The organism is Escherichia sp. Lx600-2, assembly GCF_036662595.1.
Classification (GTDB): Bacteria; Pseudomonadota; Gammaproteobacteria; order Enterobacterales; family Enterobacteriaceae; genus Escherichia; species Escherichia coli.
In genome coordinates, this window is record NZ_JAYQWM010000002.1 from 25391 (window position 1) to 47167 (window position 21777).

Below are 21777 nucleotides of genomic sequence, written 5' to 3' on the forward strand. Positions count from 1 at the left end.
TAAAAAACGGCGTTTCATAATGTGAAGCGCCGTTTGTTTTTCCATACCTGCTAAGGATTTATCATGACCGCGTATTGGCTGGCCCAGGGCGTGGGTGTCATCGCCTTTCTGATTGGTATCACAACATTTTTCAATCGTGACGAACGTCGCTTCAAAAAGCAGCTTTCGGTCTATAGCGCCGTTATTGGCGTACATTTTTTTCTTCTGGGCACCTATCCCGCTGGTGCCAGTGCCATCCTTAATGCCATTCGTACATTGATTACCTTACGCACGCGCAGCTTATGGGTAATGGCGATTTTTATTGTGCTGACTGGCGGAATTGGCCTCGCGAAGTTCCATCATCCTGTCGAACTATTGCCGGTTATCGGTACGATTGTCAGTACCTGGGCGCTGTTCCGCTGTAAAGGGCTCACCATGCGCTGCGTGATGTGGTTTTCAACGTGTTGCTGGGTGATTCACAACTTCTGGGCGGGGTCGATAGGCGGCACGATGATTGAGGGTAGTTTTCTGCTTATGAATGGCCTGAATATCATTCGTTTCTGGCGGATGCAGAAAAGGGGAATTGATCCGTTTAAAGTAGAGAAAACCCCTCCCGCCATAGACGAAAGGGGTTAAACAATTAATTACGCAGGGCGCTATTTGCCAGACGATCGTCTTCTGCCTGGCAAGCTGCCGCAGTGAATAGCACGTCAGTTGAAGAGTTCAGCGCGGTTTCGCAAGAGTCCTGCAATACGCCGATGATAAAGCCGACGGCAACCACCTGCATGGCGATATCGTTCGAAATACCGAACATATTACAGGCCAGTGGGATCAGCAGCAGAGACCCCCCCGCCACGCCGGATGCGCCACAGGCACACAGAGAAGCCACTACGCTCAACAGCAGCGCTGTGGGCAGATCGACCGGGATACCCAGCGTATTAACCGCAGCCAGCGTCAACACGGTAATGGTGATTGCTGCGCCTGCCATATTGATGGTGGCACCCAGCGGAATAGAAACGGAATAGGTATCGCGATCCAGATTCAGCTTTTCACACAGCGCCATATTCACCGGAATGTTCGCCGCAGAGCTGCGGGTGAAGAAGGCATACACGCCGCTTTCGCGCAGGCACAGCAGCACCAGCGGGAACGGGTTACGACGAATTTTCCACCACACCAGCAATGGGTTAACCACCAGCGCCACCAGTAACATACAGCCAACCAGCACGACCAGCAGTTGCGCGTAGCCCCACAGTGTGGAGAAACCGGTGGTTGCCAGGGTAGAAGAAACCAGCCCAAAAATACCGATCGGTGCGAAGCGAATGACCAGTTTCACCATAAAGGTGACGGCATTCGACATATCGTTGACCAGGTTTTTGGTGGTTTCGTTACCGTGACGCAGTGCGAAACCGAGGCCAATTGCCCACACCAGGATCCCGATGTAGTTACCTTTCAGCAGCGCGTCAATGGGGTTGGAAACCATGCTCATTACTAGTCCGCGCATCACTTCGACAATGCCTGACGGCGGCGAAATATCACCCGCGCTACTGGACAAGTGCAGGGTAGAAGGGAAGGCAAAGCTGAAGACTACTGCGGCCAGAGCTGCAGAGAAGGTGCCCAGCAGATAGAGGAACAAAATAGGACGGATATTGGTTTTCTGCCCGTGCTGGTGGTTAGCAATAGATGCCATTACCAGCATCAGCACCAGGATGGGGGCAACAGCTTTCAGTGCGCCGACGAACAAAGTACCTAACAGACCAACAGCTTCCGCCGCGGGTTTTGAGATCCATGCCAGAAGAATCCCCAGAACAAGGCCGACCAGGATTTGTTTTACCAGGCTGCCATGAGCCAGACGCCGGAATAGCCCCGGTGAACGTTGCGTAGTCATTTTTCGATCCTTTCATTGTGTTGTCGCACATCCCTGGTGCGTTCTGTCGACGCATCTTTCAGGATGTAACAAAGTGTTTGCAAGGTCGAGTATAAGGAAAGTTACAGCTTCGGGAAGCGAAAAATGCTGGATTTTAAAGGGAGGTCATGTTTTGCAACTTAATGGTTACATTTATTTGACATAAACAGAGGGAAGGACTGGCTACTAAGGCTGATTAGATAACATATGGGCAAAACTATTTGGAATATGAGAACGGTTGCGCTCCTTTAATGTGTTATGCCATATAAAGTCACTGGCGCAGGGAGCGCGCAGGGGGCGGCCAATCGCCGCCGCCCCTTGCACCCCCAGGCTCTGGCGAACAAAATCGCCGCTGCGCGGTTCCCTCAGCTTATCCCTTGCGGCTACCGGGTCGGGCGCAAGGGAACGCTTCGGCGATTTTGACGCCACCAACACCCGTGCGGTCTTTTTGTAAAGAGCTATAAGCCGATTACATAATTAATAGCTCACCTTTGTCTGGAATGAGTTATCTCTAGTAATGGCTTAATATACAGCGGATCATTCTCCCCGCTGCTTATCATGCCGATAATTCACCCAGGCGTTGATAATAAACGTCATCACCAGGATGCCAAACACCACGCCCAGCGAGACGGCGATTGGAATATGGTAGAAGTCGACAATCAGCATCTTGATACCGATAAACACCAGAATCACCGCCAGGCCATATTTGAGCATCGAGAAACGCTCTGCTACGCCCGCCAGCAGGAAATACATCGCACGCAGGCCGAGGATCGCAAACAGGTTTGAGGTCAGCACAATGAACGGGTCAGTGGTCACGGCGAAGATAGCCGGAATGCTATCCACGGCAAAAATCACGTCGCTCAATTCCACCAGAATCAGTACCAGCATCAGCGGTGTGGCGTACAGCAATCCATTCTTACGCACAAAGAAATGCTCATTGTCGATGGTGTCGGTCATACGCAAATGACCGCGTAGCCAGCGCACCAGCGGCTTGTCGCCAATGCCTGATTCATCTTCATGGGCGAGCGCCATCTTCACGCCGGTAAATAGCAGGAAGGCACCGAAGATATACAGGATCCAGTCGAACTGCGAAATCAGCCAGCTGCCTGTGAAGATCATGATGGTACGCAGAACAATCGCCCCGAGCACGCCATACACCAGCACGCGACGTTGTAATGCCGCCGGAACGGAGAAATAGCTGAACAACATCAGCCAGACAAAGACGTTATCGACCGCCAGCGATTTCTCAATCAGATAACCCGTGAGAAAGGCCAGTGCCTGTGGATCGGCAACGGCGCGACCTTCGGTTTGCACCAGATACCACCAGAAAGCGGCGTTAAACAGTAACGACAGCGTCACCCAGACCAGCGACCAGGCCGCAGCCTGTTTCATGGTCATGGCATGTGCCCCACGACGCCCCTGCAACAACAGGTCGATAGCCAGCATAATGGCGACAACAACAGCGAATCCGCCCCATAGCAACGGCGTGCCGACAGTATTCATAGAAGTTCCTTACACATAAAAAAACGGCCAACGTCGGAAGACGTCAGCCGCTGCTTTTTATGCATAGACCTCGCCTTCCGGCAAGGTCTCACTTACAACAAAAAAGGAATACGTCTGCGTATTCCTTTCGGGTTGCCCGGTGACCGGATGTGGTTTTTCACACATCGTAATGACGATCAACCGGCAATGAAGTTACTCCCCTTTGCAGGTAACAAAGTATGACAGACCATTCAGCCAGTCAATGGTCTGTTACATACCTTTTACACTGTTTTACTTTGGCAATTATAGTTTTACGCTATCTGCCGGAAAAATCACCCCAGTCTGGCGGCGGATCTCGGTCAGCAGTTTGGCGGTGATGCGACTGACCGCCAGCCCTGGATGATCCACCAGATGCTCATCCACCAGGGTAGCGAACAGCTCTGCTTCGTAGAGCATGGTATTAATATGCTGCGGCTGGGTGAGATCCTGCATCTGGCTGCCACGCGGCACGAAGCACACTTTCTGGCATTCAGACAGTTTTTCAATCACCAGCGATCCCGCTTCGCCCTGAATCTCGCTTGCCAGGACAGAATCACTGACCTTTGAGTGCTGCAAGGTGACGCTGAAATCACCGTAATCCATCACCACCACGCCGTGGGCATCTACACCACTTGCCAGTAAACTGGCGGTTGCCTGCACGCTTTTCGGCTCACCAAATAACGCTACCGCCGACGCCAGGCAGTAAAAGCCGATATCCATAATTGAACCGTTAGAGAATGCCGGATTAAAGGTGTTGGGATTCTCACCATCCAGGTAACGTTGATACCGCGAGGAATACTGGCAATAGTTGAAAAAGACTTTCCGCAGTTTGCCTACTTTCGGCAGCGCCTGGCGCAGCAAATGAAAGTTCGGCAGGCTGGCTGTTTTAAATGCCTCAAACAGCACCACCTGATTTTCCCGCGCACAGGCAATGGCGGCATCCACTTCCGCCAGATTCGACGCCAGCGGTTTCTCGCAAATCACATGAATTTTGTGACTAAGGAAAAGTTGTGCCTGGGAAAAGTGCAGGGAATTCGGGCTGGCAATATACACCGCGTCAATGGCATCGCTTTCCGCCATCGCTTCCAGCGAGGTAAACAGATGCTCGACAGAAAAATCATTGGCGAAGTGCTGAGCCTGCTCAAGGCTGCGGGAATAAACGGCGGTTAACTTGTATTTACCGCTCTCATGGGCGGCCTCGACGAACTGGCGAGTGATCCAGTTCGTACCAATCACAGCGAAACGTATCATAACGCGTGGATACTCCATAAAGGGATTCTGTCGTCAATGTAGCACGCCTTTTTCATCTTCGACGTGCGCAGATACGCATTATTCTTTCGCCGGACAGCCATGCTCACTAAACGGCCCAATCATGATCAATGGCCCGAGATATTTCGGCTGGCGATGGAGGATTTTGGCGTCAATCACCGCGCTGACACGAGCGAGTTTCTCCCGCAGTTGAGTATAAAAACCATGCTTCATATTGAGGTCTGGCGCGTTAAACCCGATAGCGTCGATACCGTACTGTTTTGCCAGCCAGATGGCGCGTTGGTTATGAAATTCTTGCGAGATAATGGTGATATGGTTTTCCCCAAACACCTTTTTGGCACGCACCACTGAATCAAGCGTTGAGAATCCGGCATAGTCGCAGAAGATCACTTTCGCCGGTACGCCTTTAGCGATCAAAGCCTGCTGCATACCTGATGCTTCATCGTAATTTTTACGTCCGTTATCGCCACTTACCAGCAGCCATTTCACTTTTCCGGCGTGGTACAACGCTGCTGCGGTATCAATACGTCGGGTAAAGTAGCGATTACCCGGTCTGGCCCCCAGCAATAAGCCCACGTTACGCGCCGGAACGACGTTGACGTCGCTCCAGGTCAGCTGTTTGCTGGCGTTGACCATTACGCGATCGGCGATAAAAATGGTCGCTCCTGCCACAAGTAACAGTAAGCAGGCAATCTTTAGAGTCCGGCGAGAAAAACAAATACGGAGAAGAAGGCGGGCAAATGCGCGCAGCATGGTCGTTATCCTTAACGAAAGGGGGGAGGTCGATTTTAGGCGCTAAAGAAAGAAAAGATAACGCCTGACATCATTTTCAGATTTTGTCCTGCCCAAGCGACAACTGGGTTAGCCACAGTCGGGTGTCGAACTCAAGCTGGTGGTACTGGGGTTCCATATGACAGCACAACTGGTAAAACGCTTTGTTATGCTCTTTCTCCTTCAGGTGCGCCAGCTCGTGCACCACGATCATGCGCAAAAACGGTTCCGGCGCGTTGCGAAACACGGTAGCGACGCGGATCTCTGCTTTTGCTTTCAGCTTGCCGCCCTGCACACGAGAAACAGCGGTATGTAACCCGAGCGCGTTTTTTAGCACATGGATCTTATTGTCATACATCACTTTATTGATCGGCGGGGCATTACGCAGAAACTGATTTTTCAGATCCTGAGTATATTGCCAGAGGGCTTTATCGGTGGCGTAGTCGTGTGTTCCCGGATAGCGTTTTGCCAGCACATCGCCCAGACGCTGTTCGTTAATCAGTGTTCGCACCTGGGAAAGTAGCTGCTCGGGATAACCCTGAAGATAAGTAAGATTGCTCATAACCGCCCACGAAAAAGAGAAAAAGGGTATACTCACGCACCCTTTTCAGGGGCAATGTCGAAATTTTATCATTCAGGAGGGCCGATGAGCCACTTAGACAACGGTTTCCGTTCACTGACACTACAACGTTTTCCGGCGACGGATGACGTTAACCCGCTACAGGCGTGGGAAGCGGCGGATGAATATTTGCTGCAACAGTTGGACGACACAGAAATCCGCGGCCCGGTGTTGATCCTGAATGATGCCTTTGGTGCGTTAAGCTGCGCGCTGGCGGAACATAAGCCGTACAGCATTGGCGACTCATACATCAGTGAACTGGCGACGCGCGAGAATTTACGCCTCAACGGGATTGATGAGTCGAGCGTGAAGTTTCTCGACAGCACCGCCGACTACCCGCAACAGCCGGGTGTTGTGCTGATCAAAGTGCCGAAAACACTGGCATTGCTGGAACAGCAACTGCGTGCGCTGCGCAAAGTGGTCACGTCGGATACACGTATTATTGCCGGTGCCAAAGCCCGTGACATTCACACTTCCACGCTGGAACTGTTCGAAAAAGTGCTCGGCCCGACCACCACCACGCTGGCATGGAAAAAAGCGCGCCTGATTAATTGCACTTTCAATGAACCGCCGCTGGCCGATGCGCCGCAGACCGTTAGCTGGAAGCTGGAAGGTACTGACTGGACTATCCACAACCATGCGAATGTCTTCTCCCGCACCGGGCTGGATATTGGCGCGCGCTTCTTTATACAGCATCTGCCAGAGAATCTCGAAGGTGAGATTGTCGATCTCGGTTGCGGTAATGGCGTTATTGGTCTGACGCTGCTTGATAAAAATCCGCAGGCGAAAGTGGTGTTTGTCGATGAATCACCGATGGCGGTTGCTTCCAGCCGTTTGAACGTTGAAACCAACATGCCAGAGGCGTTGGATCGCTGCGAGTTTATGATCAACAACGCGCTCTCCGGAGTGGAGCCTTTCCGCTTTAATGCTGTGCTCTGCAACCCGCCGTTTCATCAGCAACATGCGCTGACCGATAACGTCGCCTGGGAGATGTTCCACCACGCCCGCCGCTGCCTGAAAATCAACGGCGAACTGTATATCGTTGCCAACCGTCACCTGGATTACTTCCATAAACTGAAGAAGATTTTCGGCAACTGCACCACTATTGCGACGAATAATAAATTTGTGGTGCTGAAAGCGGTGAAGCTCGGGCGTCGTCGATAAGGTTGAGAACAACCTGCCGGATGCGGCGTGAACGCCTTATCCAGCCTACGTTCAGAACGTTACCCGTAGGCCGAATAAGATGCGTTGCATCCGGAGCTTCAAATAACGATTTAAATCTCCAGCGCCAGCCGTGTTCCCTGGGCAATTGCCCGTCGTGCGTCCAGCTCCATAGCCACATCGCAGCCGCCAATTAAATGCACCGTTTTCCCGCTATCAATCAGCGGCTGCGCCAGCGCGCGGTTTGGCTCTTGCCCTGCGCAGATCACCACATTGTCCACTGCTAATACCTGCGTTTCGCCGTTGATCACCACATGCAGCCCGTCATCGTCGATCTTCTGGTAACTTACGCCAGGGATCATTTTCACGCCGCGCGAGAGCAGGGTGGTGCGATGGATCCAGCCGGTGGTTTTGCCTAACCCCTGTCCCGGTTTGCTGGCTTTGCGCTGGAGCATCACAATCTGCCGTGGGCTACGAGGGATCTGCATTCCCTGCGGGCTTAAGCCACCAGCCTGTTGTAGGCTGCTGTCGATCCCCCACTCATTACAGAACCCGGCGATATTCTGGCTGGTGGATTCGCCCGGCTGACTTAAATACATCGCCGTGTCAAAGCCAATCCCACCACAACCCATGATGGCAACTTTGTTGCCCACCGGCGCTTTGTCGCGCAGTACATCGAGATAACTCAATACCTTCGGATGATCGATCCCGTCGATGGGCGGAGTGCGCGGCACGATCCCACTGGCGAGGATCGTTTCATCGAACGCCTGTAACTGATCCGCCGTCACGGTGTGATTGAGTTTTAGCGTCACGCCCGTCACTTCGATCATCCGGTGGTAATAGCGCAGCGTTTCGTAAAACTCCTCTTTGCCGGGGATCTGTTTGGCGATATTAAACTGCCCGCCGATCTCGCTGTGGGCATCAAACAATGTTACCTGATGCCCACGCGCCGCCGCGTTAATGGCAAACGCCAGCCCAGCAGGTCCCGCACCGACCACCGCCAGATTTTTTTTCTGCACGGCGGGAAGGATTAGCATTTTGGTTTCGTGGCAGGCGCGAGGATTCACCAGGCACGAGGTGACCTTGCCAACGAAGATCTGATCGAGACACGCCTGGTTGCAGCCAATGCAGGTGTTGATCTCATCGGCTCGCCCTGATTGCGCTTTTGACAGCAGCTCCGCATCCGCAAGAAACGGTCGCGCCATCGATACCATATCGGCATCGCCGCGCGAGAGAATATCGTCGGCAACCTGCGGATCGTTAATCCGGTTGGTGGTTACCAGCGGCAGCGAGACGTGGTTTTTCAGTTTGCGCGTGACCCAGCTAAATGCGCCGCGCGGCACGGGCGTGGCAATGGTCGGAATACGTGCTTCATGCCAGCCAATGCCGGTGTTGATAATGGTCGCGCCCGCCGCTTCAATGGCCTGCGCCAGCTCTACCGTTTCGGCAAAAGTCCCGCCGCCTTCGACCAGGTCGAGCATCGACAGTCGGTAGATAATAATGAAGTCGTTGCCAACGCGTTCGCGTACCGCACTCACCACTTCAACGGCAAACCGCATCCGGTTGTGGTAATCGCCGCCCCACTGGTCACTGCGCTGATTGGTGCGCAGCGTCAGAAATTCGTTGATCAAATACCCTTCGGAACCCATCACCTCTACACCGTCGTATCCTGCCTCCCGTGCCAGTTGCGCGCAGTGGGCGAAATCGTCGATCAGTTGCAGGATCTCTTCATGGGTGAGTTCGTGAGGAATGAAACGGTTGATGGGGGCCTGCAATGCGGACGGTGCGACCAGATGCGGTTGGTAGCTGTAGCGCCCGGTATGCAAAATTTGCAGGGCTATTTTGCCGCCTTCCTGATGTACGGCTTCGGTAATGGTGCGATGGTGTGGGATCTGGCTGGCGTCATTGAGCATTGCGCCGCCTTCCATGCCAACGCCTGTTAAATCTGGTGCAATGCCGCCGCTAACAATCAGCGCCACGCCGTGACGGGCGCGTTCGGCATAAAACGCTGCCAGCCGTTCAGCACCGTCCGGGTATTCCTCCAGCCCGGTGTGCATTGAACCCATCAACACGCGGTTTTTTAACGTGGTAAAACCTAAATCCAGCGGGGCGAACAGCGACGGGTAGCTCATAAAATTGTTCACTATGTAAAATAATTGTTATGTGGTCGGATGAGTTCTAATTTAGCCGTCGCCGGAGAAAAGGGAAAAGGGGAGTGCGGGGTTTGTGATGGGATTCAAAAAGAATACGCCCGGTGGTAACGCCGGATGCGACGCTTGCCGGGCCCTATCCGACCTGGGGGATTGCACATGTAGGGCGGATAAGGCGTTCACGCCGCATCCGCCAGTGGCGAGGTGCAGACGCCGGATGCGACGCTTGTCGGGTCTTATCCAGCCTACGGGAACGAACATGTAGGGCGGATAAGGCGTTCACGCCGCATCCGCCAGTGGCGAGGTGCAGATGCCGGATGCGACGCTTGTCGCGTCTTATCCAGCCTACGGGAACGAACATGTAGGGCGGATAAGGCGTTCACGCCGCATCCGCCGGTGGCGAGGTGCAGATGCCGGATGCGACGCTTGTCGCGTCTTATCCAGCCTACGGGAACGAATATGTAGGGCGGATAAGGCGTTTACGCCGCATCCGCCAGCCGTTGCAAATTATTGCTTACGGAAAAAATCGTTATACAACATATACAAATGCGCGGCACTCCAGGAGAAATTTGGTGCGCCTTGCTGCGCGCCAGTCAGCGGGTTGTAATTCTCCTGAATTGGGCCATCGGCGGTTAATCCTTTGGCATGCCGGAAGAACGTATCCGCCAGCTTCAGGGCATCATCGCGATAACCGTAACGCTCCATCCCTTTCAGACCAAACCAGAACTGATCCACCCATACGCGCCCGCGCCAGTAGATATCCGCGCCAAAGGCCGGGTTGGTTAACGCTGCCGTTCCCAGCGGGACAAAGGTGTTGAACTCTTTAGGATCGAGCATCACCTTCACCACCGCGTCGGCATTGGCCTGCGTTGCCGCACCGTTAAACAGCGGCGACCAGCCTTCCGGCCCTTTACCGCGCTCAACAATCGGTTTGCCCGCGCAGCCGTTCGCCAGCGGTTTATCTTCAATACGTACGTCATAGAAGTACTGCGTAGCCGGGTCGAACATACAGGTGTTGATGTAGTCCGCGAGCTGCTGTGCCAACTGGCGATAGCGCTTAGCCTCTTCCGGTTTACCGAGAATCGTCGCCATCTCCGCCAGATAATGGTTATCGCTGTACATATAGCTGGCCTGATCCACCGACTCCTGCAATAGCGAGTACCCCAGCAACGTTCCGTCCTGACTGCGGTTTTCGGCGAATTTCACCGTCCAGTCGCTACGTTTGCCGCCGCTTGCGACATATTTATCCAGCTGTTCTTTGTCGATAAACCCAAAGACGGCGGCATCATCACGCCCCGATTCCCACGATGCAGCAACCTGTGCCGGAATTTCCAGACTGTCGTACTGGCCTTTCTCCACCACGCGGGCGTAGTTGTTCAGCCCAGACTGCGTCTCTTCTTTGTCGCTTTTCTTCACCGTAAACAGCATCTCGCCGCTCTCAGTGTTGTGGGCTTTGTCGCGGGTCGCGCCATATTCCTGCACGCCGTTGCCGTTGTGATCGCGGTTACGTAACCACCAGTCGTGATAGGCCACCAGTTTCGGGTACATCTCTGCCACCCAGGTTTTATCCTGGGTGACGTTGTACACTTCCATCACCGACCAGGCGGCAAGGCTGGGTTTGGTATTTCGTTCGTTCCAGTTGCCACCATCGCCACCACGCTCGGGGCTAAGATTCCACGCTATCAGGTCGGGGACAAAGCCCACATCCTGCGGACGCACGCTGTCGCCAGGCTGGATCTGCCAGGAGAAGACCGCGCGGATATTCTCTTTGGCGATGTCCGGATTGAAATGCGCCATCGCAAACGCCTGCTTCCAGGTATCCCACGGCCAGGTCTGATTGCCGGAGAACCAGCGCCCGGTCACCGACGGCGTGACGGTGTTGTATTTCACCGCGCCGCCAGGCGAGCGCCAGTTACCGTTGAGCGTTTCGATCGCTTTCACCGCGACGCGCGTCTGTTCCGGCGTCGCATCCGGATTGGTTAACCCTTTCTTCAGATACTCTTCCCAGCGTTGCTGCGAGGCGGTGAGATAAAACGCCGGACGCGCCAGAATATCGCGGATCTGCATTTGCTCTTTGCTAACTTCCTGAGCGGTCAGCAGATGGGAATAGGTGGTATAGAGCGTCGTCGAACCGTTGATATGCGCCTTACTGGTAAAGCGATTACCGTTGATTTCAGTCTGCACCGGCAGGGATTTATGCACCTGATATTCCGATTCACCGGAGGTCAGCAGATCCCAAGTGGCGCGCACTTTGCCAAAGGTGACTTTCAGGCCATCACGGGTGGCGCTGATTTTGCGCTGGTAGTCAGGGTATTCGCCAGCAATGGTTTTATCGGAAAGCGGTTTCCCTTCTTTCGCTTCCAGTTTTTCCAGCAGTTCGCCATCCCACACCAGATCCAGCGGTTTATTGCTGATGATTTTAGTTTCCAGTAGTGACGTGCGCGGCGTGGCGAAGCGCAGAGTCATTTCGACCTGCACATCTTTTGCTGTCAGTTTTTGCACCAGCGCGCCGGGAATACTGTATGCCTCCAGCGTGAAGTCGACTTTCTTGCCGTCCTGCCAGACGGTCAGTCGGTCGAAATTGCTGGCCATAAAGTTGATGTACTCTTCCGTCAGCAGCGCAACGCCTGGAAAACCGCCCATGGTGTTAGGGCCGTCTGGCAACAGATGACCATGCCAGGCTCCGAGATCGAAAAACGGATTAAAACGCTGGTGATCGTCGTAATCGTAATCCTTCATGTACTGCGGCGCGCCAGTACGGTTAATCACGTTTTTATAATTGTCGGCGTCAGCGGCATGGGCGGAAAAACTTATCAGCAGAGCGCAGGTTACTGGCGTTAAAATAGTTTTTATTTTCATGAAATTACAGTCCTTATTACCAGTAGAAATATTGCATCAGGAAGATTTGGTCGCTGGGATCGTTAGAGGCATTTTTCATGTAGAAGCGGCTATCAAAAGCCGTTGCGAAACGTCCGCCGCCGTATTCGTACCAGATACCAAACTGCATGAAAGAGGTGGTTTCATCGTCAGCGTGGTCAGGGCGATGTTTGGCGTAGGTGTAAGCGGTGGAGAGATAAACGCCCTTTAATGCTTCATACATGGCGCTCACCATCATCCCACTTTCACTTCCCGGTACGTCCAGCCCGTCGGCGCGTCCGGTATGGTGCCAGGCGCGAGCGGCAAAGTTAGGGGTAAGCAGGCCCGTGAGATAGAGTTGTCCTGTGCCGTCGGTGATTTCCAGACCGTTCATCCAGGTGATACCTTCGGCAAGGTCATACTGGATGTAACCGTTCATCATTGCCGGATAGGTGTATTTGTCGTCGTAGCGATCGTACTTGCCAAAATGTAGCCATGCTTTGCTTTCGTCATGATGTCCGGCAGGTGTGGCGGTGACGCTATAACGAAAGTTGCCGCTTAAGTTCTGCACCTTCAGCGCGGTCATAATGTCGCGGGTATTGGGAATGACGTAGCCCAGATCGGGTGTGAAGTCGCCCCACCATTGTAGGTCATCCAGCGAGGAATCCTGACGCAGACTGAGCATGATTTCGGTGCCATCATTGGTACGATAACCGCCATAGAAACGGTTAATCCCACCTTCGAAACCACCCCAGCTATGGTCAGGCACCCAGGCATTACCGTCGTGGTCGGCCTGCACGGTCCAGCCTTCGCCGTAAATCAGGCCGAACCAGGAGCCGTACTTCATCTCCAGGCCACCTTCAATATAGGTGCCGTCGCTGTATTTATGTTTATTCTCACCCTCTAAATCCATATATCCACCAAGCCCTAATTCGCCGTAAAAACGAAATGAAGGAGAAGATGTCGAGGTAATTGCGGGTGTTTTTGTGTCGTCATGTTCTGCCGGACGTGCTTCTTCTCCTGCCGCAGAAAAGGCGTAGCAAAACGGCAGAGCAAGTAATGCTCTGCATGGTGCAGTGATTAATTTCATTGTGTTAATCCATGAGCTAAAGAAAAAGTACAACCTTTTATCGTTGTAATTATAAAAATATAAAGGCAGAAACTATTTTCCCTCTCCTCATCCAGGAAGAGGGAAAATGCCTGCTCATTTTTTATTATTCTGCTTAATCAACATTGCTGGCTGGCGTCGCTTCAATATGGCGCTCTTCAGCCGTTAATCCCTTTATATATTTACTGTATTTCCACCACGCAAAGCCAAGGAAGATAACAATACCGCCGACGTTATAAAAAATGATGGTCAGAATATTCGCGCCAGTCGGGAATGTCGAAGCGACAAACCCTACGGCAAATATCGCAATCAGCATTGAAACAACGATAATACCGGTGCGGCGGGAGCCCATACGGAAATCGCGTGGCAGGTGATCTAATTTGGCGCGTAAATTCAGGTAAGCCAGCATGATGAATAACGGCGGAAGCATGGACGCTGCGGCGGTCATATTAATAATAGTATTCATCAGATCCTGCACGGTATTGGAACCGAGCATCGGGATAATCATCAGCGGGATGACGATCAGGAACTGGATCCACGCTGCGCGCGCCGGAACGCCGTTTTCGTTAAGTTCGACGGTTTTCTTACCAAAGATGCCTTCCGGGATTTCGGAGAAGAAAATTTTCACCGGCGTTGCGGTCCACATCAGCAGGGAACCGAACATTGCGGTAAAGGACACCAGACCGACAAAGCGATTCATTAACGCTTCCGGTAGACCAAAATACGCCGCCATGCCGTGGAATACCTGCACCGATCCGCCGGTAAATTTCAACTCTTTGCTGCTGACGAAGACGTTAATCAGCACCGAGGAGACGGAATATAGTACGCCGATAAAAATCCCGGCGAGGATGATCACTTTAACGAACGATTTCGAACCGCCTTTGACGTCGTTAACGTACACCGCGACGGACTCTGCGCCACCTGCGGCCATAAAGATCCAGGTGGTAACGCCGAGGAACGCCCAGTTGAAGTTCGGGATCATCGCGTCAACGGTGATCGGATCGGCAGGCTGTACGCCGCCAACCAGTGCCGTACCTGCCAGTAAAATGTAGGAGAGCGTTAACAGCAGCATCAGCGTTGAAGTGACGGAGGTAATTGGCCCCAGCATTTTCGCCCCGTTGGTGGAAACCCAGGTAGAGAAGGCGAACAGCACCATACTGATAATGGTGGTGGCAACCGGCGTCATAATATATTCGTAGCCGAGGAAGGCATACGAAGCATAAGCAATAACGCGCGGCAACAGCGAGGTGAAAAAGAACAGGTTTACGAACCAGTAGGTATAGGCAGTAATAAATGCCCAACGTCCGCCCAGCGAACTTTTTACCCACGCGTAGACACCGGCTTCTGAGTTTTTATTTAACGAAACAAATTCTGCGATGATCAGACAGAAGGGAATAAAATAAAAAATCGTCGCGAGGAAAAACATCGGTGCCGAGGCCAGTCCAAGCTCAATATTATTATTGATAACGTTGTTAAAGCTGTAAACGGCGGCAAAAGTCAGCGAGAGCAAGCCGAATTTGCCGATTGTATTACGTTTGGTATCAGACATAACACATCTCCGAAAATGAGTAGGGTAGCGGTGGCGGCAAACTCCTTTTGCCGCCGTAGTTGTTATTTGTTATGGAAATAACCATCTTCGATGGTGACTTTGAGAACCACTTTTTTGACCGCGTTATTGCAGATAAACCGATATGCTTCATGGATATCGCAAATAACGATTTGCCCTTCGTGGACCTCTACGGTTTCTCCGCAGCCTTTTAAATATTCGCGGTCAGTTTCGTCACGATAATATTCCACTACCTGTAATGTCTCTTTCGGCGCATATTCAATTTTTTGCTGCCCTTGCAGGTAGTAATGCACTTCAAAATAGCGTCGATGCCCGGTAAATAGCGCATCGGTCGCGGAGTCTGTCTCCACGCGGTAAGTCAATGAGTCACCGATGGAGTGGGCGACGCCAGGCTGAATGTTGTCGATATTTTCAATCGCTTCAACGCAGCGTTGCCACTTCTTACCAGAGGCGTAAATCTGGCGGAACTGTTCTAAGTTATCGATGATCCTCATTGCTTATTCTCGCTGTGCAAATTCGTGGAAAAGAACCCTGCGCCGAACTCATACGACGCCAGGCTTTGCGCGGTAGCTTCTCCGCCAGAAACCGGCAGCAACGTAAAGCCGTAGCTGAAGTCACGGAACCAGACGCGCCAGGAGTCCAGCACCTCGCTGCCCCAGGAGTTTGAGCCGAGGCCAAGCAGCTGGTGGTCGAGATTCAGTGTGATGTCATCGCTGCGCTGCAGCTCGTTACAGTGCTGGGCAGCGTGGATGTTTTCCTGGGTATAGTGCCAGGCGCTGAAGTTAATTGGGCGCTGCGGAACCACCAGCAGACCGTTGCCGTGGCGGTTAGTCAGTGCCGTCCAGCGGACATGCTGACGGTTACCGTTGTTCTGCGGGAAGGGATAGTTCTCGAACATGGCATCGACGGTGCTGCGCCAGATATCGATGATGTTAGCCTGCTGGCTGTCGGCGTAGTTTTCGCCCGGTCCACGACCGTAATACGCCACCTGATCGTATTCGCCGTTAATCCCCATGGTGAAACCGATGCACGGAATGATGTGCGGATAGTCGCCGTAACGCTCGCCGGAAAGCGCCACGTTAACCTGGCCATCTGCAGCGATGCGCCAGATGTAGGTGCAGCGCATCCCGAAGTCAAACACCGGCGGTGCTATAACCGTGCGGCTGATGATCAACACTTCACCATCGCACTGTTCTACGGCAAAGTCGCGCAGATGTTCCTGCATGATCTGCAAATGATTCGGTTGCCACAACCCTTCGTACTCCTGCTTGTGGTTGTCGATCATCGGCTTGAAGAAGTTGATCTTTGGCTCGCGGGTCAGCAGCGACTCGCCATTCACCTGCCAGGATGTTGGTTTGCCACTCATTTTTGAGAAGGTGATCGCGAAGTTGTAGCCGCGAACGGTGCAGCTCAAACGATCGTCCTCCAGCGTCAGCGGACGCGCATTATTTGGTGCGAAAGGCACTGGCTGCGCGGTGTTTTCCTTCAGCGGGAACTGATAAGTGGCTATAGGGTGTCCGGCTTCGCTGTAGCGGGTGCGGGAATCTTTGGTCACCATAATGTTGAGGAACGCTTCGCGGGCGTCCAGCTGCGGCAGCGTGATCTGCAAGGGGGCTTCGCTGTTCGGCGCAACGTCGCGCAGTTTAATCTGCTGCGTCGCGAGCGTTTCACCTTCGGCGCGCACCTCTGCGTGCAGGGTGTAGTCATCAAGCGTGGTAAACCACAGTTTATTTTCGACTTTCAGCTCGCCGCGAGTCAGATCCAGCGCGTGGATTTTTACCGGCGCGATAACCTGTTTGTACTCTTTCAGGCCTGGTCCCGGCGTCTGATCGGAATAGATCAAACCATCAAGACAGAAGTTATAGTTGTTGGGATAGTCGCCGTAGTCGCCGCCGAATTTATACCAGACATTGCCGTTGTCATCCTGCGCCTGGATCCCGTGGTCGCACCACTCCCAAACATAATGTCCCTGAATACAATCGTGCTTATAGAAGACGTTCTGGTACTCCGTCAGCCCGCCCGGTCCGTTCCCCATCGCATGAGCATATTCACAGATGATGCGCGGCTTCGGATGCGGGTATTCACCAAACTCATTCATCAGCGGCACGCGGGTGTACATGGTGGAAATAATATCGACCACTTCAGCATCGCGATCTTCTTCGTAATGCACCAGTCGCGTGTCATCCAGCGCCTTCGCTGCGTGGTACATCGCGCGGATGTTACAGCCATAGCCGGATTCATTGCCCAGCGACCAGATGATGATCGACGGATGGTTTTTCTGCGCGTGAATATGGCGAACAATGCGCTCGACGTAGACTTTTTCCCACTGCGGATCGTCGGTAATACGGCTGATATCGCCGACATTAGCAAAGCCGTGCGATTCGACGTCGGTTTCCGCCATCACAAACAAGCCGTAGATATCACACAGTTCGTAAAAACGCGGATCGTTCGGGTAGTGAGCGGTACGCACGGAGTTGATGTTGTGCTGCTTCATCAACTGGAGATCTTTCTCGACGCGATCCATTCCAACGGCGCGGCCTTTGCGATGATCGTTGTCGTGACGGTTGACGCCGTGCAGCATCACATAACGGTTATTGATCCAGAACAGACCGTCGCGCACTTTGATATCACGGAAGCCAACGCGTTGTGGTACCACTTCCAGAACGTTGCCGTTGGCGTCTTTCAGCGTCATGACCAGATGGTAAAGATAAGGGGATTCTGCTGACCATTGCTGCGGCTGTTCGACAGTAAAAGCAAAGCTGGCGCTGGTCAGTTTTTCAATTGCCAAATGATCAATGGCGCTGCTGTGCACCACGCTTTCGCCATCAAACAGGGTATATTCCAGCGTCGTGACGACAGGGGAGGCGGCGAGATTTTCCAGCACCACTTCGCAGGAAAGCGTGGCATCGCAATAGGCTTCGTCAAAGTCGGTACGAACGGTGAAATCGTTAATATGTGTTAGTTGTTTTCCGATCAGATAAACATCGCGGAAGATCCCCGCCGACCACCACATATCCTGGTCTTCCACGTAGGTAGAGTCCGCCCACTGCATCACGCGCACACACAACAGGTTGTCGCCGGTTTTAACCATCGCGCTGATGTCAAACTCTGCGGTCAGGCGACTGCCCTTGCTGAAACCCACATACTGACCGTTAACGTAGACTTCAAAATAGGTTTCGACGCCGTCAAATTTAATCAGCGTCTGTTTACCCTGCCAGCCGTCACTGAGGGTGAAAATACGTTGATAGGCACCGGTTGGGTTATCGCTGGGAACAAACGGCACATCGATGGGGAACGGAAAACCTTCGTCGGTATATTGCAGTTTGCCGTGACCTTCCATTTGCCACATGGCGGGGACGGTAATATGCCCCCAGTCAGCCATTAACTTAGAGGTGAAGGCTTCTGGCACTTGCAGCGGATGGTCAAAAAAGTGGAAATTCCACTGACCGCTTAAGGGCAGAAACAGGCTGCTCGTTTCGCGGGCAAAGGTACGCGCCTGCGCAACAGAATCATATGAAAAAAAGTACGCACGCGGCGCAAGTCGGTTTTCGTGGGTGAGCTGAATGTTTTCCCAGCGATTCATAGGGCCTCCCGGTAGAGAGAAATCGGAACCATTCATGGTGATGGTAGTTTGTGTAATTGCTGGGGAGTTTAGTAAAATTTTTACTAAAAAGTAGCGGGTAAATGCATTTACTTTAACTGGATCACGAAAATAAACGGCAGCACTGCCCGGCAAAAACGATTGCCGGACAGTGTGTAAGGGGATTTAACGGGTCGTGCCGCGCAGTTTTAATTTGCTGGGAACGAAGACTAACAGCGGCAGCGCGCGACCATCGCGGGCTTTTTCATACACCAGGTTTACGCCCTGGCTTCCCATCATTTCGGAATGGATGCGCACGGTGGAGAGCGGCGGAAAGGTAAATCGCGCGGTGGGGATATCGTTAACGCTGATAAGCGAAATATCCTGTGGGATGTTCAGGCCACGTTCATGAATTGCCCGCAGTATGCCGATAGCAATGGAATCGGAAGCAACAAACAGTGCCTTCGGATAGTCTTCCCGCGCCAGCATCTGTTTTGCCAGTTCATAACCCGACGAACTGGAAAAACCGCCGCGCCAGATATCCTCTTCGCGTACTACTTGTTTCAGACGGCCATATTCCGCAAAGGCGACCTCACGAATATCCGCCTTGCCAGGCTCATCTTCACCGCCAATAAAACCAATGCGATTAACGCCCTGGTTGATATAGAAGTCGATGATTTCTTTACTGATGCGTGCCAGATCGATATCCACCGCATCGTAACCGCTGCCGGGTTCGTGAAAGTCGATAAAACAGATATTGTCGGTCAACGCACAGGCGGCGGCGCGCAGGGCGGGCGTGGGTTTGCCGACAATTAAAATACCGGTGACGTTTTTAATGTCTGGTAATCCGCTGTGTTCATAACAGTTGGTCAGTTCGATTGCCAGCTTTTCGCACTGAGTTTCAATGCCGTGGCGGATCGCCAGATAGTAAGGATCGTTGATCTCCAGCTCCTGCTGGTAGCTGTAGATAGCCAGAATATGGTGTTGGTTGACTGCGCCTGTCTGTAGTTTACGGGCGCTACTGGTCTTGTACTCCAGCTTTTCGGCGATCTCGAGAATGCGATGTTTCGTCTCTTCTTTCACATTCAATGTCGGATCGTCATTTAAGACCCTGGATACTGTCGCCAGGGATACGCCAGCTTCGATTGCGATGTCTTTTAGTGTTGCCATGTTTACCTTTTTTACTTTCCCTGATGTGCGCTTCCATTGTAGAGGAAGTGCTTATCGGGTCACCTGTTTTCAGTAAATAAAGCGCGTTTCTTTGACGCTGTAACGGTAACACAGCGGCTTACGAATGTGATCACGCCTGCATTCTCCATTTTTAGCCTACAGGATTGAGAAAAACTTTTGCTATAGTTTAGTAAAATTTTACTCGAAGGGAGGAAGCAATGGAAACCGTGGCTTACGCTGATTTTGCACGTCTGGAAATGCGCGTCGGAAAGATTGTGGAAGTGAAACGCCATGAAAACGCCGACAAGCTGTACATCGTACAGGTTGATGTGGGGGAAAAAACACTGCAAACCGTGACCAGCCTGGTGCCGTACTACAGCGAAGAAGAGTTGATGGGAAAAACGGTGGTGGTCTTATGCAATCTGCAAAAAGCGAAAATGCGTGGTGAAACGTCGGAATGCATGCTGTTGTGTGCGGAAACCGATGACGGCAGTGAAAGCGTGCTGTTAACGCCGGAGCGGATGATGCCTGCGGGCGTACGTATCGTATAAAAAGATCGGATGGCGACGTCGTATCGCCATCCGATTTGATACTACGCTTCTTCGACACTTACTCGCATGGCCGCCAGCGCCTTACGCGCCGCTTTGATCACCAGTTCACACTGTTCAATGGTCAGTGTCAGTGGCGGTTCAATGCGGATCGTTTTGGCGTTATTGAGCGTTCCGGCCACCAGTACGCGCTGGCGGAACATCTCGCTGGCAAAGTTATAGCCGATTTCGTTATCAACAAACTCAATCGCCATCAACATCCCTTTACCACGCGCTTCCTGTACCAGATCGGGATATTCCCGCGCCAGTTGACGGAAACCGTCCAGCAACATATCGCCTTTTTGCTCAGCCTGAGCCGGTAAGTTCTGCTCCAGCAACACATTGATGGTCGCCAGCGCCGCCGCACAGGCCAGCGGGTTGCCGCCAAAGGTGGTGGTATGCAGGAACGGGTTGTCGAACAGAACTGAGAACACCTCTTCAGTGGCGATGGTTGCGCCAATCGGCATCACACCGCCGCCGAGGGCTTTTGCCAGGCACAGGATGTCCGGCTGTACGTTCTCATGTTCGCAGGCGAACATCTTGCCCGTGCGCCCCATGCCCGTTTGTACTTCATCGAGGATCATCAGTGCGCCGAACTCATCGCACAGCTTACGCACGGCGGTGAGATAGCCCGGCGGCGGCAGAATTACGCCACCTTCGCCCTGAATCGGTTCGAGGATCACCGCGGCCACATCATCACCGGTTTTTTTGCACTCATTAAGAGCCGTGCGCATGGCTTCGATATTGCCAAACGGCACATGACGGAACCCTGGCAGCAGTGGCATAAACGGTTTGCGGAAGGTCGATTTCGCCGTGGCCGACAGCGCGCCAAGTGATTTACCGTGGAACGCGCCGCTGGTGGCAATAAAAGTAAATTTGCCGCGCGGCGACTGATAAGCCTTCGCCAGCTTCAGCGCCGCTTCAACGGACTCGGTGCCGCTATTACAGAAGAAGCTGTATTTCAGTTTACCGGGCGTTAGCGCAGCAAGGGTTTTCGCCAGCATCGCCCGTAACGGATCGAGTAGCTCCTGGCTGTGCAGTGGTTGTTTCGCAAGTTGATTCTGTACGGCGGAAACCACAACTGGATTACGGTGCCCCACGTTGAAAATTCCAAAACCTCCCAGGCAGTCGATAAACTCCTGTCCCTGGGTGTCGACAAGCGTATTTAAACCTCCCGCTTGCCACTCTACGGCTCCGTAATCCCCGCCGGCGGTAACAGATTTGCGATACTCTAAAAACCCCGGATTGACATGCTCTTTGAAGTATTCAATCACCTCTCGGTTAAGTGCTTTCATCTCCTCATGATCCAGCGTTCGCTTTTCAATGAGATTCAGGGCGTGGGCGCTGCACGCTAAAGCCGATGCGCTCGAAGGTAACCTGTTCAAAATATGCTCCGGAGGCTCGCGTATCACATGATACCGATTTAAGTATTGCAGGGATTGCGCCACTCCGGCTGCGATCGCGAAAATCGGGATAAACACAAATGTGGTTATCATTTGCGCAATATTTAATGCTATTTGTTAACATCCGTTGTTA

General features: G+C 52.8%; 16 protein-coding genes. 3 read left to right on the forward strand and 13 right to left on the reverse strand.

Annotated features, from left to right (window positions below; translation table 11 throughout):
* The first annotated feature begins 63 nt into the window (after positions 1-63).
* Entirely contained in the window at positions 64-615 is a 552-nt protein-coding gene (locus OQV04_RS00835) for a YgjV family protein (RefSeq protein WP_000128136.1), read from the forward strand.
* A 4-nt stretch (positions 616-619) separates the two neighbouring features.
* On the opposite strand, the gene sstT is transcribed toward OQV04_RS00835, so the two are convergent.
* The 5 genes from sstT to OQV04_RS00860 form a co-directional block, all read right to left on the reverse strand.
* A complete protein-coding gene (gene sstT, locus OQV04_RS00840; protein WP_000211655.1) occupies positions 620-1864 on the reverse strand; it encodes a serine/threonine transporter SstT in 1245 nt (414 codons plus the stop codon).
* A gap of 555 nt (positions 1865-2419) precedes the next feature.
* Positions 2420-3385 (reverse strand): TerC family membrane protein Alx, encoded by a 966-nt coding sequence (alx, locus tag OQV04_RS00845; protein WP_001098805.1) that lies wholly within the window; start codon positions 3383-3385, stop codon positions 2420-2422.
* 282 nt (positions 3386-3667) lie between these two features.
* The gene (locus tag OQV04_RS00850) at positions 3668-4654 is read right to left on the reverse strand and encodes a Gfo/Idh/MocA family protein (protein ID WP_032281640.1); all 987 of its coding nucleotides are present in this window, start codon (positions 4652-4654) and stop codon (positions 3668-3670) included.
* A gap of 78 nt (positions 4655-4732) precedes the next feature.
* On the reverse strand, positions 4733-5425 hold the full coding sequence (locus OQV04_RS00855) for a SanA/YdcF family protein (RefSeq protein ID WP_032281630.1): 693 nt from the start codon (positions 5423-5425) through the stop codon (positions 4733-4735).
* 76 nt (positions 5426-5501) lie between these two features.
* The gene (locus tag OQV04_RS00860) at positions 5502-6005 is read right to left on the reverse strand and encodes a M48 metallopeptidase family protein (RefSeq protein WP_001295542.1); all 504 of its coding nucleotides are present in this window, start codon (positions 6003-6005) and stop codon (positions 5502-5504) included.
* An 84-nt stretch (positions 6006-6089) separates the two neighbouring features.
* On the opposite strand from OQV04_RS00860, the gene rlmG reads away from it, so the two are divergent.
* Positions 6090-7226 (forward strand): 23S rRNA (guanine(1835)-N(2))-methyltransferase RlmG, encoded by a 1137-nt coding sequence (rlmG, locus tag OQV04_RS00865; protein WP_024250066.1) that lies wholly within the window; start codon positions 6090-6092, stop codon positions 7224-7226.
* A gap of 110 nt (positions 7227-7336) precedes the next feature.
* On the opposite strand, the gene fadH is transcribed toward rlmG, so the two are convergent.
* From fadH to ebgR, 7 genes are all read right to left on the reverse strand, one after another.
* Positions 7337-9355 carry an NADPH-dependent 2,4-dienoyl-CoA reductase gene (gene fadH, locus OQV04_RS00870; RefSeq protein WP_032288293.1) on the reverse strand — a complete coding sequence of 673 codons (2019 nt, stop codon included), beginning with the start codon at positions 9353-9355 and terminating at the stop codon, positions 7337-7339.
* A 525-nt stretch (positions 9356-9880) separates the two neighbouring features.
* Entirely contained in the window at positions 9881-12232 is a 2352-nt protein-coding gene (ygjK, locus tag OQV04_RS00875; protein WP_032281627.1) for an alpha-glucosidase, read from the reverse strand.
* Positions 12233-12248: 16 nt separating this feature from the next.
* Positions 12249-13319 (reverse strand): protein YgjJ, encoded by a 1071-nt coding sequence (gene ygjJ / locus OQV04_RS00880; RefSeq protein WP_032281626.1) that lies wholly within the window; start codon positions 13317-13319, stop codon positions 12249-12251.
* Between the two features lie 133 nt (positions 13320-13452).
* The gene (locus tag OQV04_RS00885; RefSeq protein ID WP_001285446.1) at positions 13453-14886 is read right to left on the reverse strand and encodes an amino acid permease; all 1434 of its coding nucleotides are present in this window, start codon (positions 14884-14886) and stop codon (positions 13453-13455) included.
* A 62-nt stretch (positions 14887-14948) separates the two neighbouring features.
* Entirely contained in the window at positions 14949-15398 is a 450-nt protein-coding gene (locus OQV04_RS00890) for a beta-galactosidase subunit beta (protein ID WP_001219954.1), read from the reverse strand.
* Positions 15395-18487, reverse strand: coding sequence for a beta-galactosidase subunit alpha (gene ebgA / locus OQV04_RS00895; RefSeq protein ID WP_274446665.1), 3093 nt, complete (start codon positions 18485-18487; stop codon positions 15395-15397). Before ebgA ends, OQV04_RS00890 begins: the two co-directional genes overlap by 4 nt.
* A gap of 183 nt (positions 18488-18670) precedes the next feature.
* Positions 18671-19654 carry a transcriptional regulator EbgR gene (ebgR, locus tag OQV04_RS00900; protein ID WP_032281624.1) on the reverse strand — a complete coding sequence of 328 codons (984 nt, stop codon included), beginning with the start codon at positions 19652-19654 and terminating at the stop codon, positions 18671-18673.
* 218 nt (positions 19655-19872) lie between these two features.
* Between ebgR and OQV04_RS00905 the strand changes: the two genes are divergently transcribed.
* The gene (locus tag OQV04_RS00905) at positions 19873-20205 is read left to right on the forward strand and encodes a tRNA-binding protein (protein WP_000450588.1); all 333 of its coding nucleotides are present in this window, start codon (positions 19873-19875) and stop codon (positions 20203-20205) included.
* 41 nt (positions 20206-20246) lie between these two features.
* On the opposite strand, the gene ygjG is transcribed toward OQV04_RS00905, so the two are convergent.
* Positions 20247-21626: a putrescine aminotransferase gene (gene ygjG, locus OQV04_RS00910; RefSeq protein WP_001297164.1), complete on the reverse strand. Its 1380-nt coding sequence runs from the start codon at positions 21624-21626 to the stop codon at positions 20247-20249.
* Positions 21627-21777 lie beyond the last annotated feature (151 nt).